At 61.0% G+C, this 14,677-nt stretch carries 13 protein-coding genes and 1 tRNA gene; 10 read left to right on the top strand and 4 right to left on the bottom strand.

Features of this window, described 5'->3' with window-relative positions; genetic code table 11:
* Positions 1–62 precede the first annotated feature (62 nt).
* Positions 63–287: a MarR family transcriptional regulator gene (locus tag ACSFC7_RS10190; protein WP_436347598.1), complete on the top strand. Its 225-nt coding sequence runs from the start codon at positions 63–65 to the stop codon at positions 285–287.
* Positions 288–663: 376 nt separating this feature from the next.
* Here ACSFC7_RS10190 and ACSFC7_RS10195 read toward each other — a convergent pair whose 3' ends face one another.
* Together ACSFC7_RS10195 and ACSFC7_RS10200 are read right to left on the bottom strand one after the other, a co-directional pair.
* Positions 664–1,479 carry an HD domain-containing protein gene (locus ACSFC7_RS10195; protein WP_436347599.1) on the bottom strand — a complete coding sequence of 272 codons (816 nt, stop codon included), beginning with the start codon at positions 1,477–1,479 and terminating at the stop codon, positions 664–666.
* 90 nt (positions 1,480–1,569) lie between these two features.
* On the bottom strand, positions 1,570–2,049 hold the full coding sequence (locus tag ACSFC7_RS10200) for a redoxin domain-containing protein (protein WP_436347600.1): 480 nt from the start codon (positions 2,047–2,049) through the stop codon (positions 1,570–1,572).
* A gap of 344 nt (positions 2,050–2,393) precedes the next feature.
* On the opposite strand from ACSFC7_RS10200, the gene tatA reads away from it, so the two are divergent.
* On the top strand, positions 2,394–2,717 hold the full coding sequence (gene tatA / locus ACSFC7_RS10205; RefSeq protein ID WP_436347601.1) for a twin-arginine translocase TatA/TatE family subunit: 324 nt from the start codon (positions 2,394–2,396) through the stop codon (positions 2,715–2,717).
* A gap of 14 nt (positions 2,718–2,731) precedes the next feature.
* A tRNA-Arg gene (locus ACSFC7_RS10210) sits at positions 2,732–2,804 on the top strand.
* Between the two features lie 256 nt (positions 2,805–3,060).
* Here the strand turns inward: ACSFC7_RS10210 and ACSFC7_RS10215 are convergent.
* On the bottom strand, positions 3,061–4,353 hold the full coding sequence (locus tag ACSFC7_RS10215; RefSeq protein ID WP_436347602.1) for an acyl-CoA dehydrogenase family protein: 1,293 nt from the start codon (positions 4,351–4,353) through the stop codon (positions 3,061–3,063).
* A gap of 182 nt (positions 4,354–4,535) precedes the next feature.
* Positions 4,536–5,303: an SDR family NAD(P)-dependent oxidoreductase gene (locus ACSFC7_RS10220; RefSeq protein WP_436347603.1), complete on the bottom strand. Its 768-nt coding sequence runs from the start codon at positions 5,301–5,303 to the stop codon at positions 4,536–4,538.
* Positions 5,304–5,698: 395 nt separating this feature from the next.
* Between ACSFC7_RS10220 and ACSFC7_RS10225 the strand changes: the two genes are divergently transcribed.
* The 7 genes from ACSFC7_RS10225 to ACSFC7_RS10255 are packed head-to-tail and all read left to right on the top strand — an operon-like array spanning position 5,699 to position 14,657.
* Entirely contained in the window at positions 5,699–9,580 is a 3,882-nt protein-coding gene (locus ACSFC7_RS10225) for an ATPase, T2SS/T4P/T4SS family (RefSeq protein WP_436347604.1), read from the top strand.
* Entirely contained in the window at positions 9,577–11,640 is a 2,064-nt protein-coding gene (locus ACSFC7_RS10230; RefSeq protein WP_436347605.1) for a type II secretion system F family protein, read from the top strand. Before ACSFC7_RS10225 ends, ACSFC7_RS10230 begins: the two co-directional genes overlap by 4 nt.
* A gap of 55 nt (positions 11,641–11,695) precedes the next feature.
* On the top strand, positions 11,696–12,175 hold the full coding sequence (locus ACSFC7_RS10235; RefSeq protein WP_436347606.1) for a DUF7287 family protein: 480 nt from the start codon (positions 11,696–11,698) through the stop codon (positions 12,173–12,175).
* 4 nt (positions 12,176–12,179) lie between these two features.
* Positions 12,180–12,836, top strand: a complete 657-nt coding sequence (locus tag ACSFC7_RS10240; RefSeq protein ID WP_436347607.1) for a DUF7288 family protein — start codon at positions 12,180–12,182, stop codon at positions 12,834–12,836.
* Positions 12,830–13,360, top strand: a complete 531-nt coding sequence (locus ACSFC7_RS10245) for a hypothetical protein (protein ID WP_436347608.1) — start codon at positions 12,830–12,832, stop codon at positions 13,358–13,360. Before ACSFC7_RS10240 ends, ACSFC7_RS10245 begins: the two co-directional genes overlap by 7 nt.
* Positions 13,357–13,848, top strand: coding sequence for a DUF7266 family protein (locus ACSFC7_RS10250; RefSeq protein ID WP_436347609.1), 492 nt, complete (start codon positions 13,357–13,359; stop codon positions 13,846–13,848). The genes ACSFC7_RS10245 and ACSFC7_RS10250 overlap by 4 nt, the downstream gene beginning before the upstream one ends.
* Positions 13,845–14,657, top strand: coding sequence for a DUF7289 family protein (locus tag ACSFC7_RS10255; RefSeq protein ID WP_436347610.1), 813 nt, complete (start codon positions 13,845–13,847; stop codon positions 14,655–14,657). Before ACSFC7_RS10250 ends, ACSFC7_RS10255 begins: the two co-directional genes overlap by 4 nt.
* Positions 14,658–14,677: the final 20 nt, after the last annotated feature.

A 14,677-nucleotide genomic window follows, 5' to 3' on the forward strand; every position in this document is an offset into this window, starting at 1 on the left:
CCCGCGGATTTCGACATCTGACGATGCTCAGTTTTAATATCGTCGAAAATAGACGCTGGCGTATGCAACCAGACGGACGACTCCAGTCGACTACTCCGGTTCCGGACGACCTCGAGTCACCGCGGGCGAAACTGGTCTATCTATACGTCGCAGCCAGCGACGGCGTAACGATGGAACAGCTCTGCGACGATCTCGACATCAAAAAGGGAACCGGGCTCTCGATTACCGGCACGCTTCGGGAGCGAGGGTACCTCGAGCGGACGGATTCCGGGTTCGAACTCGCCTGATTCGAGCCACGAACGACGGTATTCTGGAGGGGTCGATTGCAACGGCCGAGAGCGGAAGCGCCGCGATTTGCGGCGCTTCCGCGATCCGGGGGAGGGCAGGTGATCCGACGATAGTCACCGCGAGCGAGGCCGTGCGCGGCGCTACGCGCCGAGAACAGTCGAACGGCGAAGCCGTGAGACAGGCCGAGCGAGCGGGCCGACGACTGCTGTGAACGAACGAGTGAACCGAGTGAGAGAACGGAAGGAGGAGTGCTTTTCATCAAAGCTGAGCGGGATCGAAGATCCCGCGAGGTCCAAAAGAGCGCTCCGCGCTCTTTTGAAGATTTTGCCGAGTGCGGTCGCTTTGCGACCGCACGCAGAGCAAAAGTTTGGTTCTCTAGAGCTCGATCCGCTCCACCAACTGCTCGTGGTTTTCGTTCGTGTTGAGCGCGACGATTCGGATCTGGTCCTCGAGGCCGGAGCCCTGAAGTTTCGCCTTGAGCAGGTTGTCGACCTGGTAGACGCCGGCGGCGTTGGTCATGGCGATTTCGACCATGACGGGGCTGCTGTCGCCCTTCTGCAGGGAGACCCGTTTGATCGCCTGACTCGAGAGCGTGTTGATGCCGCGGCCGCCGTGTTCGTAGGGGATCCGCGAGCGACCGCTCTCCATGTCGAGGGCGTCGGCGACGCGGATGACGCCCGCCTCGGTCGTCAGCGGGGTTTCGGCTGTGTGATGACAGAGGATCGCGTGCAGAATCTCGCCCTTCATTCGGACCGTCTCGGCGAGGTCGTAAAATTCGGAGAGGACGCGGTCCAGAATGTCGGCAGCGAGCGGGATCGAGTAGTAGACGTGTTCGTCGCGGTGGACGACGTGACCGATGTCGTGGAGGGTCGCCGCGAGCGCGACGATGACCGACTCGTCCTCTTCGGCCAGTCCTTGCTGGCGCGCGCCGTTGAAATCCACGTTGCCCGCCTTGAGCAGGTCGTAGAGACACAGTCCTCGGTTGCGGACGATCTCGATGTGTTTCGCGCCGTGGTCGTTATACTGCATCCGATCGACCGCGTTGACGTTCTGGGCCTCGAGGTAGGTCTGAATCTCCTCGTCCTCGAGCACGAACTCGAGGACGCGGTTCAGTTTCTCGTCGGGGAAGTTGTGGTCGGCGTCAGGACGGTAGACACGTCGGGTGGCGTCGTCTCCAGCAGAATCGCTCATACACGGACGTCGACTGCAGGCTAAAAAAGCCCTGCGGCGAGGGATTTCGACGATCGGTCGGGTCAGTTTTGGTTGCGTCCTCCGAACCGCTCAGGCCGCGTCTTCGACGGCGGCCTCGACCTCGTCGTAGTCTGGTTCGACGCCGGGGTCGTCGCTGACCCACGCGTAGGTGATTTGGCCGTCGCCGTCGACGACGAACACCGAACGCTTGGCGACGCCGTAGACGCCGAGGTCGGCGAAGTCCATCTCGACGTCGTAGTCGTCGGTGATCTCCTTGTTGTAGTCGCTGATGAGGCCGAACTCGAGGTCGTTCTGGTCGCGGAACTCGTTGAGCGCGAACGGGGAGTCACGGCTGACGCCGTAGACGTTTGCGTCGAGGTCGTCGAACGACGCGAGACGGTCCTGGAACGCGCACATCTCGGTCGTACAGACGCTGGTGAACGCGCCGGGGAAGAAGGCGAGGACGATCGGCGCCTCGTCTGCGAGGCGGTCCGAGAGGGTAAAGGAATCGACGTCGCCGTTGGCGAGCGGTGCAGTGAAGTTAGGTGCAGCATCTCCGGTTTCTGGCATCACCAGATGATTGACGATAACTCGGAAAGACAGTTTCGTTCGCGGAACCGATCGCTGGAGAGTGGTTACGCGGGGCGTCACTCGCAAGCGATCCGCCCTCGGACCGACCGACTCTGTCGTCCCGGATCTACCGACCCCGTCGCTCTGCCACCGTGCTGACGGCTTTTCCGCTATCTGTTGCAGTTAGCCATCGCGTTGGGCCAGTTCGGAAATCAATACTATATTACTGGTACATCGCCGTGTAATTAGATTGGAACTCCACCTCAAGCGGACTTTCGCCGATACTTGTTTTTCTAAGTGGTCCAAAAAGGTTATAATTGCCAGCGGACTAGCAACGGACAGAGATGGTAGTCGAAATCGCACCGCTGTTTGCCCCTATCCCAGGGGGTCCGGAACTACTGATCATCCTTTTCATCGCCATTCTGCTCTTCGGGGCGAACAAGATCCCGAAGCTGGCCCGGTCGACCGGTGAGGCCATGGGCGAGTTCCAGAAGGGTCGTGAAAAGGTTGAAACCGAACTCGAGGAGATGCGCGAAGCAGGGTTCGAAGAGGGTGAAGAAGAGGAGTTCGCCGCTGCGAAGGCGGAGGGCGAACTCGACACTGACGACGACGACTTCGTCGACACGGAGCCGGTCACCGAGGAAGAGACCGAAACCGAATCGAACTAGCGCTTTTCTTCGAGGGGCGTGTGGCCTAGCGGATAGGGCAGGAGGTTCCTAACCTTCTGATCGTGGGTTCGAATCCCGCCACGCCCGTCCACGACGCACGGACGTGAGGAGTGGACGGGCACCGGAGTTCGAAGCAGAGAGTGACGCGAAGCGGAACGACCGTGGTTCGAATCCCGCCACGCCCGCTTGCTCCTCACTAGCGAGTACGTCTGATTACGGTTCGAATTCCGTCACGCCCGTTTTCCAGTCTCGAGCCAGTAGAACAATCGATCGACTCGAGCGACGCATCACAACACAGTATCGACTGGAACGAACGGTCAGTCCGTCGATCGTGAGCCGCGAGTCAGTGTCCGCCGGCGCCCCGCGTGTTCGGGTCGCCGAAGCGGGTCAGGGGCTCGAGTTCTTCGTCGTGAGTCTCTTCGAACGCGTCGCGCGCGATGACGCGCCGGTGGACTTCGTCGGCGCCGTCAACGATACGGAACTTGCGGACGGATTCGTAGAAGTCGGCCAGCGGGAGGTCCTTCCCGATGCCGTTGGCGCCACAACACTGCACCGCGAGATCGATCGCCTCCTGCGTGACGTTCGCGGTGAAGACCTTGCACATCGAGACGGGGACGCGTGCCTCGTCGCCGGCGGCGATCCGGTCGGCCGCGTCGCGAATCGCGGTTCGAGCCACGTGCAGTCGGGTTTCGGCGTCGGCGATCCGGTAGCGCAGCGACTGCTTGTCCGAGAGGGTCGAGCCGAACCCCTCGCGCTCGCTGGTGTAGGCTTTCGCGATCTCGAGCGAGCGCTGGGCCATCCCGGAAAAGCGCATGCAGTGGGTGAGACGGGCGGGGCCGAGTCGCTCCTGAGCGTGAGCGAATCCCTGATTCAGCTCGCCGAGCAGGTGTTCCTCGGGGACGCGGACGTTTTCGTACAGGATCTCGGCGTGGGAGGCACCGCGGGTTCCGCCACCCATGTGGGGAACGTCGCGAACGACCTCGACGCCGTCGGCCTCCGCGGGAACGAGAAAGAGCGAACAGCCCTCGTAGGGGTGGGCGTCCGGGTCGGTCCGAGCGAGGACGATCAGGACGTCCGCCTCGACGCCGTTCGACGTACACCACTTGTGGCCGTCGATAACCCACCCGTCGCCGTCCTCGGAAGCCGTGACTTCCGAGGGATCAGTCGAAGTTTCCTCGGCGGAGTCCTTTTCGGCGGTGGTCTGGATAATCTTCGGGTCCGAGCCGGCCCCCTGCAGCGGTTCGGTCATCGAGAAGCCGGATTTGATCTCGCCCTGCACGAGCGGCTCGAGGTAGGTCTCCTGCTGAATCTCGTCGCCCGCGAGTTCCAGCAGGTGCATGTTGCCCTCGTCGGGGGCGTCGACGCGCATCGCGGCGGCACCGAGCAGGCTACGGCCGGCCTCCTCGAAGACGGGGAGCGCGTCGCGGAAACTCACCCCCATCCCGCCGTACGCTTCGGATATCTGGGGCGCGTAGACGCCGTATTCGCGGGCCGATTCGCGGAGGTCCGCAATGGTGCCACTCGAGACGGCCATCCCACCGGGTCGCTCTCGCTCGAGCGGGAGGACGACCGCTTCCATCAGTTCGCGGGCGTGGTCGGCGAGTTCCCGTGCTTGCTCTGAGTCGGAGTACTGCATACCGGTACTCGGTTGGGGTCTGCGACAGGGATCGGTGGGAACTCTCAGGGATGTGGAACTCTACCGAAGCTATTTACGATCGTAGGAGTAGTGCGGAATATAGTTGCCAACAGTTCTGAATATGGCCTTCTCTGCGACCATTGGAAGTAGAACTGCGACGTTCGCTGGCTCGGGGCGGCGGACTATCGCGACGTCCAGCCGCCGTCGACGGCGAGACAGGACCCCGTCACGTAGCTCGCCGCGTCGCTGGCGAGGAAGACGACCGGACCGGCGATCTCCTCGGGATCGGCGAACCGGTCCAGCGGCGTCCGATCGATAATTGACTGTCGGAGCCGATCGTTCGCCTCGAGGTCTTCGGTCAGTTCCGTCGAGACGTAGCCCGGGGCGACGGCGTTGACCCTGACCTCGGGCGCCCAGTCGAGAGACAGGCTCTTCGTGAGGCCGACGAGTCCGTGTTTCGAGGCGACGTACGGGTGTTGCCGGGGGAGGCCGACCAGCCCACCGACGCTCGCGACGTTGATCACCGATCCCCCGTCGCTCTCGTGGAGGTGGTCGGCCGCCGCGGCCGTCACCTCGTAGGCACCGTTGAGATTGACGTCGAGGACACGGTCGAGACTCTCGGTCGACACGTCCTGTGGCTGGCCGAGCGCGTCGTCGGGGTTGAATCCGGCGTTGTTGACGACGATGTCGACGCCGCCGAACGCATCGCCGGCCCGCTCGATCACGTCGGTGACCGCGTCCGAATCCGTGACGTCGGCGGGGACGGCGAGAGCGTCGCCGCCGTTCGCGTCGATCTCGTCGGCGACGGCCCCGATTTCGTCGGCCGAACGCGCCGACGGGACCACCGCGGCACCGGCGTCCGCGAGTCCGATCGCGATCGCCCGACCGATCCCCCGTCCACCGCCGGTGACGATCGCGACCCGGCCCTCGAGGCTGAACTGCTCAGTCATCGCGGCGATCCCCCTCCGTCGGCGAACCGGTTTCGTATCGTTCGCTGGTCGCGCTCCGATACTGTCTCCCGTGAGTTCGTCTCCGCGTGGCGCTCATCGGTCGGCCGATACTGGTGCCGATCGCATATGTGTTCTCCCCGATCTCCGCTGTCGCATGCGATCGACGCAAACCGTCCGCTCGTGAGAGGCGACTCGCACGATAATTTCGTCCAATATTATAAATAGTATCGTCAGAGAAGTAGGGGCAATCAACGGGAGTGATCGTACTATGACTGAATTTCTGACAAAGTTGGAACACGTGACGATAATACGTGCACGCAGCCCTGTGCGCGGAGTTATCAGAAGTGGTAATGTGTGGATGAATTTTTTGAAGGGTAAGCGTTTGGGTGAGATCAATGGCTATTGACGAGGCCGACCAATCGGATGCCGGGGACTTTTCTGATGAAGAGGCATCCGACCCTGAGTCGGAGGATAACCGGTCTCACGCGTCGGGCGCTGACTCGGACTCGAGTCCCGGCGCTCGCGTCGGCGAGTACACGTGGGAAGACTTCATGGACGAGTACGGGTACGGTGACGAGGTCTCGGCACTGTACCCCGAGGAACCCACGGGTGACGATCAACTCGGGCTCGATACCGACGAATCGGCCCAACGGACCGTCCCGAGTGGAGATGATTGGAATCAGGTCGAGTTCGACCCCGCGGCGCATCTCGGTTATCATCCCGACGAGCTACGGTCGGAACTGCTGGCCCTCGCCGGCGACAACGCCGACGCACTGCAGGAGATCTTTCTCGACTACGTCGATCCGGAGACGACGCCGGTCACCAAGGACGTCTGGACGTGGGAACACCACAAGTGGGAGTATTACTACGAGGACGACGGCTCCAGGCCGCGCGATAGTGACGGCGAGATCGTTCGCCACGATAAGGAAGACGACCTCGGATTCGACCCCGACACCCTCGAGCAGCGACTCTTCGCCGGCGACGAGGTCGCGATGGAACTGGACGAACTCGTCGAGGAGCGGACCGTCAACATCCAGGACGATATCGAGGAAGACGAGTTCTTCTCGACGGTCGACGGCAACACCACCGTCTCGAACCGCTACGACCTCGAGAAGGCGGTTCCGATGGACAAGAAGACCCACTTCCGGGAGGTCGAGCGCTACTGGGTGAACAAGCCCTACGCGTACGTGATCATCTTCCACTCCGAGAAGGAAAACGAGAAGAAGTACTACATGATCGAGCCGTACCTGAACGAGATCGAGATCGAACTCCAGGAGTTCCTCTCGGGCAAACTCAGGACGGCGATCAAGTACTCCGACGACGGGATCAAGGAGAAAGCGACCGAGGATGGCCGACGGGTCGTTATCGAAGACGAGACGCGACGCCTGCTGAAACGGTACGACCTCTTCGAGAAGACCTCCGGGAGTACACAGGTAGGCATCCTCGAGACGCTACAGAACTTGCTCGACGAGGAGGAGGACGACGACGAAGCGGATCCGGGGCCGGAACAGCTCGAGGGGATCGAGGTTCGCCCCGAGCCGGCGATTCTCGCGGACGATCCGGACACGTTGAACGAGTACCAGGTCGAGAAACTGCTCTACCAGCTCAAGCGGAACTTCATCGGCTACGAGCGCATCGACGGCATCAAACACGACATCAACGTGGAAGACATCTCCGTCGACGGCTACAACTCACCGGTCTTCGTCTACCACTCGGAGTACGAGCAGATCATCTCGAACATCTACCACGGCGAGGACGAACTCGACGACTTCGTCGTCAAACTGGCCCAGCGGTCGGGCAAGGGGATCAGTAAACGGCTCCCGCAGGTCGACGCGACGCTGCCCGACGGCTCGCGTGCCCAGTTGACGCTGGGGAAGGAAGTGTCCGACCACGGGACCAACTATACGATCCGTCAGTTCAAGGACGTCCCCTTTACCCCGATCGACCTCATCAACTGGAACACCTTCTCGCTCGACGAGATGGCGTTCCTCTGGCTCTGTATCGAGAACCACAAGAGCCTGATCTTCGCCGGGGGGACGGCGTCCGGGAAGACGACCTCGCTGAACGCGGTCTCGCTGTTCATCCCCTCGAGTGCGAAGATCGTCTCCATCGAGGACACCCGCGAGGTCGAACTCCCGCAGCGAAACTGGATCGCGAGCGTGACTCGGCCCTCGTTCGCCGACGACGAACAGGGCGACGTCGACGAGTTCGACCTGCTCGAAGCCGCGCTGCGTCAGCGGCCCGACTACATCGTGATGGGTGAGATCCGTGGTGAGGAAGGTCGAACCCTCTTCCAGGTTATGTCCACCGGTCACACCACCTACACCACCTTCCACGCGGACTCCGTCGACGAGGTCCTGAAGCGGTTCACGACGGACCCGATCAACGTCTCCAAGACGATGTTCACCGCGCTGGATCTGGTCTCGATTCAGACCCAGACGCGGGTGCAGGGTCGGAAGGTTCGCCGGAACAAATCGCTGACCGAGATCAACCACTACGAGGCCGAACACGACGAGATCAACGTCCAGGACGTCTACCAGTGGCAGGCCGAGACCGACGAGTACCTCAAGATGGGGGACTCGAACACCTTGGACGAGATCCAGTTCGACCGCGGCTGGAGCAACGAGAAACTCGAGGAGGAACTGTTCAAACGCGAGGTCATCCTCGCCTACCTCATCAAGAACGGGTTGAACACGTACGCGGAGGTCGCGGCGACCGCCCAGGCGTTCATCAACGACCCGGACACCATCCTGACGCTCATCGCGAACGGCCAACTCGAGGACAGCCTCGAGGACCTCCGGGAGATGGAAAGCGTCCTGATCGACGTCGATCCTGAAAAGGAAGCGCTCGTCCCACGTCCGGATGCAAGCGACGAGACGTACAACCTCTCGATGGATATCCTCGAACGAGCCGAGGAGTCGCTGTTCGAGGAGTACCGCGGCAAGGTGCCGAGCGGGCTCGCGAGTTCGCTCGGCGAGGTCGAGGAGGCGGAACCGATCGAGGTGGATCGTGCCGACGCCGACGAGTTCGAGTTCGCCGGTGAGGTCGACGATACGATGGAGGCCGACGAGTGGGAACTCGGCGACGGCTCGACCGGATTCGGCGCCGGGTCGGACGAGGGAGACACCGAGCCAGCGTGGCTCAGTGACGATACCGGCTTCGATATCGGATCCGACGACGGTGGCGAGGGTGCCGCCGGGACGGCGGCCGAAGCAACGGCTGTCGATACCACCGCGAGTTCGTCCTCGAGCGCCGTCGATCAGGACGCGGGGACGGATGGGGTCGAGACGACTGACCAGGAGCCAGCCGAGACCGGAGCGCCACCGGCCGCGACGACGGGCGCTGGGGCTGAATCGGCGCCACCAGCATCCCACTCGGACGACGAGACGACGGTCCTCCCCTCTGATGACCCGGAAGACGGGGATCTGGGTGGGCTGTTCGACGACATGGGCGAGACGATCGATCGACTCGACGCCGGTGAGACGGCGCCCGCACCGAGCGACCCTGCGTCGGAACCGACTCCGGACACCTCCGACTTCGACTCGATGTTCCCCGAGGGAGACCTCGAGTCGATCTTCGATCCCGACACGTCGGACGAGACGGCCGACGATTTCAGCGATCAGATCGAGAGCGCCGACGAGGACGATCGGTCGGCGACACGGACCGACGAGACCGCCGCTGCCGACACGGCGACGGAGACGAACGACGACTCTGAACCGGAGACGCCGGAGACCGAGAGCCCCGAGGCACCGACGATCGAACTGGACGTGCCATCGGCGGAGGAGACGGCGGAGACTGCGGACGAGGGGACAGAGACTGCGGACGAAACGAGTTCCGACGAGACCGACGAAAACGATCCGGACAGCGATTCATCCAGCATCGTCGCTGACGGCGAAACGTCCGGTACTGACGCCGATGAAAGGCCCGAAGGCATCGTCGACAGTGAGCAGGAGCTCTCCCCGTCGATAGACGACGGCAAATCGTCCGACGCGACGGACGACGGGCCTGCCGACATCTCCGACGACCCCCCATCGAACCCGTCCGACGAATCAGAGGCTGCGGATACCGATCAGTCGGAATCGATCTTCGGGAACGACGCCGATCCGATCTTTGCCGACGACGATGACGACGTGGCGGACGACGACGGCTCACTGTTCGGCGACAGCGAGCGGGCCGAGACGGACGATTCGATCTTCAAGCAACGTGACGACAGCGCGGACGAGGACGACGGCGACGACGGCTCACTGTTCGACGACAGCGAGGAGACGAACTCATGAGCTTGCAAACCGGCGGTGGCGGGGGATCCGGTGGCGTTTCGGGCAGCTCTGACGTTCTGGGAGATGCGTTCTATCCGCTCTACGACTGGCTGTTCAGCGAGGACAGCGAGTTCGTCAACGACGTCGAGACGAAACTCGCACAGGCCCGGATGACCGACACGGTCGAACTCTACCTCTCCCGGGCGCTCGGTATCGGCTTCATCAGCGGTCTGGCCCTGTGGTTGATCGGCCTCCTGCTCGGCTACGGGCTCTTCGCGACCGGACTCATCCAGGTCGAGTACATCCTCGGGATTCCCGTCGGCAGCGAGACGCTCCTCGAGATCATCGAACTGCTCCGGATTCCGGCGCTCGTCTTCGTTACCGGACTCGTCTTCGGTTCGATCGGCTTCGCGCTCGGCTTCGGCTCATTGGTCGCGATCCCCTACTCGCGAGCGTCCGCCCGCAAGCGCGAGATCAACATGCTGATGACCGACTCGGTCTCGTTCATGTACGCGCTGTCGGTCGGCGGACTCAACCAACTCGAGATCATCGAGGCGATGGCCCAAGCCGACGACACCTACGGCGAAGTCGCAAAGGAGTTCCAGAGCATCGTCAAGGAGACCGAGTACTTCGACGTCGACTACCGGACGGCGATCCGAACGCAGGCCCTCGAGACGCCGAGCGACGAGTTGTCGCAGTTCCTGACGGACATGCTCTCGATCGTCAACAGCGGCGGTGACATGGAGAGCTTCCTCGAGGACAAGAAAGAAAAACACATGCGAACCGCCAAGCAGGAACAGGAACTCACCCTCGAGACCCTCGAACTGTTCGGCGAGATGTACATGACGCTGTCGCTGTTCCCGCTCCTCCTGATCATCATCATGGTTACCATGCAGATGATTCCACAGACGGAGGTGACGGACCAGATGCTCTACATGACCGTCTACGGGTTGATTCCGTTGACCGGGGTCGGCTTTCTGGTGCTGGTTTCGACGGTCAAACACGACGAGCCCGGCGACGGCTACCTCTCGATGGGCGGCGGGGAGCGACGCATCGAAACTCCGGATGATCGTGGGTTGCTCAACCTCGGCCTCGTCGAGCAGTTCACGGGCGAATACAGCGTCTTCAACCGGATCAAGAACCGCGAAGGGACCTACGAGACGATGGAAGTCCTCCAGAAGCCCCACATCTTCTTCCGGGACAACCCGCTGCTCACGCTCGCGTTGACGCTGCCGGCATCGCTCGTGATCATCGCGACGGCGATGATGAACGGCTCGGCCCCGCTCTCGTGGGGGCAACTCCTCGACAACCCCATCTGGGGGACGTTCATCTACATCTACGTCCCGCTGTACATCATGGCGATCCCGCTCGCGATCTTCCGCGAGTGGAACGTTCGCCACCGAAACGCCGTCGTCAGCCAACTCTCGGAGGACCTGCGTAAGCTCTCGAGTTCCAACGATACCGGACTGACGCTGCTCGAATCGCTCAAGGCCGTCTCCGACACGACGAGCGGCAAACTGGCCCGCGAGTTCGAGATGATGCACACGAAGGTCAACTACGGGACGAGCCTGAAGGACGCGCTCCTCGAGTTCAACAACAAGTACCACATCCCCCGACTCGCCCGGACGACCCGGCTGATCACCGAAGCCCAGGAGGCGTCGAACCAGATTTCGGACGTGCTCCGGACCGCCGCGCGTGCCAGTGAGAATCACGACGATATCGAACGGGAGCGAAAGTCCCGGACCCGAATGCAGGTCGTGATCATCATCATGACGTTCCTGACCGTCCTCGCGGTGATCGCGATCCTCAAGACCCAGTTCATCGATACGATGGCGGGGCTCGAGTCCGGCAGCGCTGACACCGACGCTGGAGGCGGTGGCAGTGAACTCGCGGAGGCCGACCTGAGTGAGAACATTCAGGTCGATATGCTCTCAGTGTTGTTCTTCCACGCCGTCACGTTGCAGGCGATCATCTCCGGGTTCATCTGCGGATACATCCGGGACGCCGACCTGCTGAGCGGACTGAAGTACGCCGTCGGACTGGCGACGATCGCCCTCATCGGCTGGACACTGGTGGCATAAGATGACTCGAGACCGACGAACTCGTCGTCGATCGCGGACTCGACGCCCGCAGACGGTGTCGATCTCGCTGCGTGATCGCGGCCAGACGACGCAGGATTTCGTCGTCGGGATCGGCCTGTTCATCCTGGCGGTCGCCTTCGTCTTCTCGTTTCTCCCGACGATGCTGACGCCGTTCGATTCGTCGACAAGTGGCGGGCAAACGGCACAGGCGGATCGGATCGCGGATCGGGTCGTGCACGAGTTCTCGGGTGATTCCAGTACACCGACCGAGATCGAGTGGGACGATAGCTACGAAACGATGGACACACACGAGTTTGCCACTGAGTTCGGATTACGAGCGAATGACAAAGAAGTTGCATACGACCGGCTGAACGTGAGTCTGCAACCACTCAACGAGAGTACGACAGTCGTCGGTTTCGGAAGCGAATACGACAATCAGTCGGCGGCCAGTTCGGCTCGAATTGTTACGGTCGAGGGTATTGAGGACCCTGAAAAATGCGAGCCGGCGTGCCGACTCGTCGTGCGGATCTGGTGATACTATGCGAGACACTACTACTCCCGATCGCGGACAGGCCTACACCCTCGAGGGATTCATCGGCGCGATGATCGTCCTGATGGCGATCCTGTTCGCGCTGCAGTCGGTCGTCATCACACCGACTACTGGCGGGTTGGCAGATCGGACGGTCGAAGCCCAAGTACAGCAAGAAACGCAGGATGCACTGATGATTGCTGCAACGGCAAACGAGAGCGAGGGGAACCTGTCGAAGATGATTCGGTACTGGGATCCCGGTGACGGAGACGACGAAGGAGAATTCCAGCATTCAGATGACAGTGGTCATGGCTACTATCAACCATCAAATGAGTCTGCGTTCTATGATGAGTTCGTACTCGGAGAAATTATGGTTGAACGGTTTACGAGCAGTGGTATGAGTTACAATATCGAACTCGTCGCACAGAACAAAAGCGGTGAATTCGATGATGAGAATAGTACGTACCTCGTCTACCAAGGTGAGTCTGAGGCCGTCACGGCGAGTTACACTGTTACATTGTACGAAGATGATCGGTTGACTGCACCAGCGTCTGATAACGAAAAACTCCGAGATGCTTATGAGTCTAAAAACTATCCGATTCCGCCAGCACACGATAACGATTCGAAGGTCTACAACGTCGTTGAGGTGAGGGTGTCAATATGGTGATGGATGAACGTTCAATCCGGGAACAAAATGATGAGCAGAGGCCAAACAACTCGCCGGACCGCGGACAGGTAATCCTCATCGGCGCAATCGCGCTGGCGTTCATTATCCTTGGCGTCGTCGTCGTCTTCAACGGCGTCCTCTACACCGAGACCCTGTCCTCGTCCGATACGGGCCAGAGTGCGGCCACTGCAGAGAAAACCGAACTCGAGGTTACGCAGGGAGTCAGCTGTTTAATCGTCGGAGTCAACGACGAGGTTGATCTGGAAGGCATGAACGATACGGAAATCAGGGAGGAGTTAGAGCCTGAGTTACGAGATGAAATCCAGAAGTACAACGAAATCTACCAGAATGCGACGGCTGAATCGAGTCCGACCGGAGTGAATGTTAGCCTAGTGGAAACCGGAGTTGACATCGACAGAAGTGCTCTTGACCAAGCAACCGTCACGATCGCGTACGACTCCACCGACATCAGCTACGAACAGGAGCGGACGATCGACGCCGACGACTGCCCGGGTGAATCATGATCGGACCTAACTGCGAGACCGACCGGGGAATGTCGGTCGCGCTCACGCACGTCCTGACGATCGGGATCACGACGATTCTCATCGGCATGCTGCTGATGGGCGGGAGTACGATGCTGGATTCCGAAACGGAACGGTCGACCGAAACCTCACTCGAGACGGTCGGCGAGCGACTCGCCGGCGAAATCGACAATGTCGATCGGATCGCGGCGGAGGACGACGACGACGTGTCGCTCGTCGCCGATCACCCGCGGACGGTTGCGAACTCGCAGTACACCGTCGAGTTACTGGCGGACTGTAGCGACGAGGACGCACCCTTAATCGACGACTCGAGTCCGTGTCTGAAATTAGAAGCACACAGTACCGACGTAACGGTTCACGTCCCTGTCGCGGTCGATTCAGATATCGGAGGCGGGACGGTAACCGGTGGATCGATCGAAATCACGTACGATAGCGACGACGAGATCACGATTGCAGGGGGCGACCGATGATCGATCGCCGGGACGCCTCGAGTCCGAATCCGGGTATCGACGACCGCGGGGTCTCCGAAGTGATCGCGTTCGTGCTGGTCTTCGGAATGATTCTCGTGTCGGTCGGCCTGCTGTACTCGGTCGGATTTCAGGCGATGCACGACTACCAGGAGAACGAACAGCTCACGAACGCCGAGCGAGCGATGGACGCGCTCTCGGACAACCTCAACGACGTGTTGCGATACAGCGGTGTCGATCAGCGCTACGGCGAGATTTCGATGCGCGACGGAACGGTGACGACGAGTGGTGACGGGACAGAGATCGAGATCAAAATCGGTGATGACGACTTGGCGGAACGGGATGATCGGTTCTTGAACTTCACTAACGATGAGAATAGTATCAATCTAGGCGAGTTCAGGTACCACGACGGGGGCGACTCAGTCGCCTACGAGGGTGGTGGGCTCGTCCGTGCGGACGAGACCGGGAGTGCCGTCCTCAAACAGCCACGAATAACTTGCAACGAAAACGAAGACGGTGATGGTACGGCGATCATCTCACTGGTCAGTATCACCGGTGGAGACCACTCGATACAGAGCAGTGAGGGACTCGGTGTGACGATGAACGTCGATGAGCGACAGTCCGCAGTCATTGACGTCGGAGATGAAACGATCTCGATCGAGGCCAGCAGTGCGGACGGTCAGTACGACACTGCGTGGGATACTGCACTCAGTAGTAACGACTGGGGCGGAGACGATGATGAGGTTCGGGGAACGTGTGAAAATGTCGACCGACTTGTCGTGACCATCGTTGAAGTCGAAGTAACGTTTTGATCTCGGCGACCTCTTTCAGA

The sequence above is a fragment of the Natronorubrum halobium genome (assembly GCF_051351675.1).
Classification (GTDB): domain Archaea; phylum Halobacteriota; class Halobacteria; order Halobacteriales; family Natrialbaceae; genus Natronorubrum.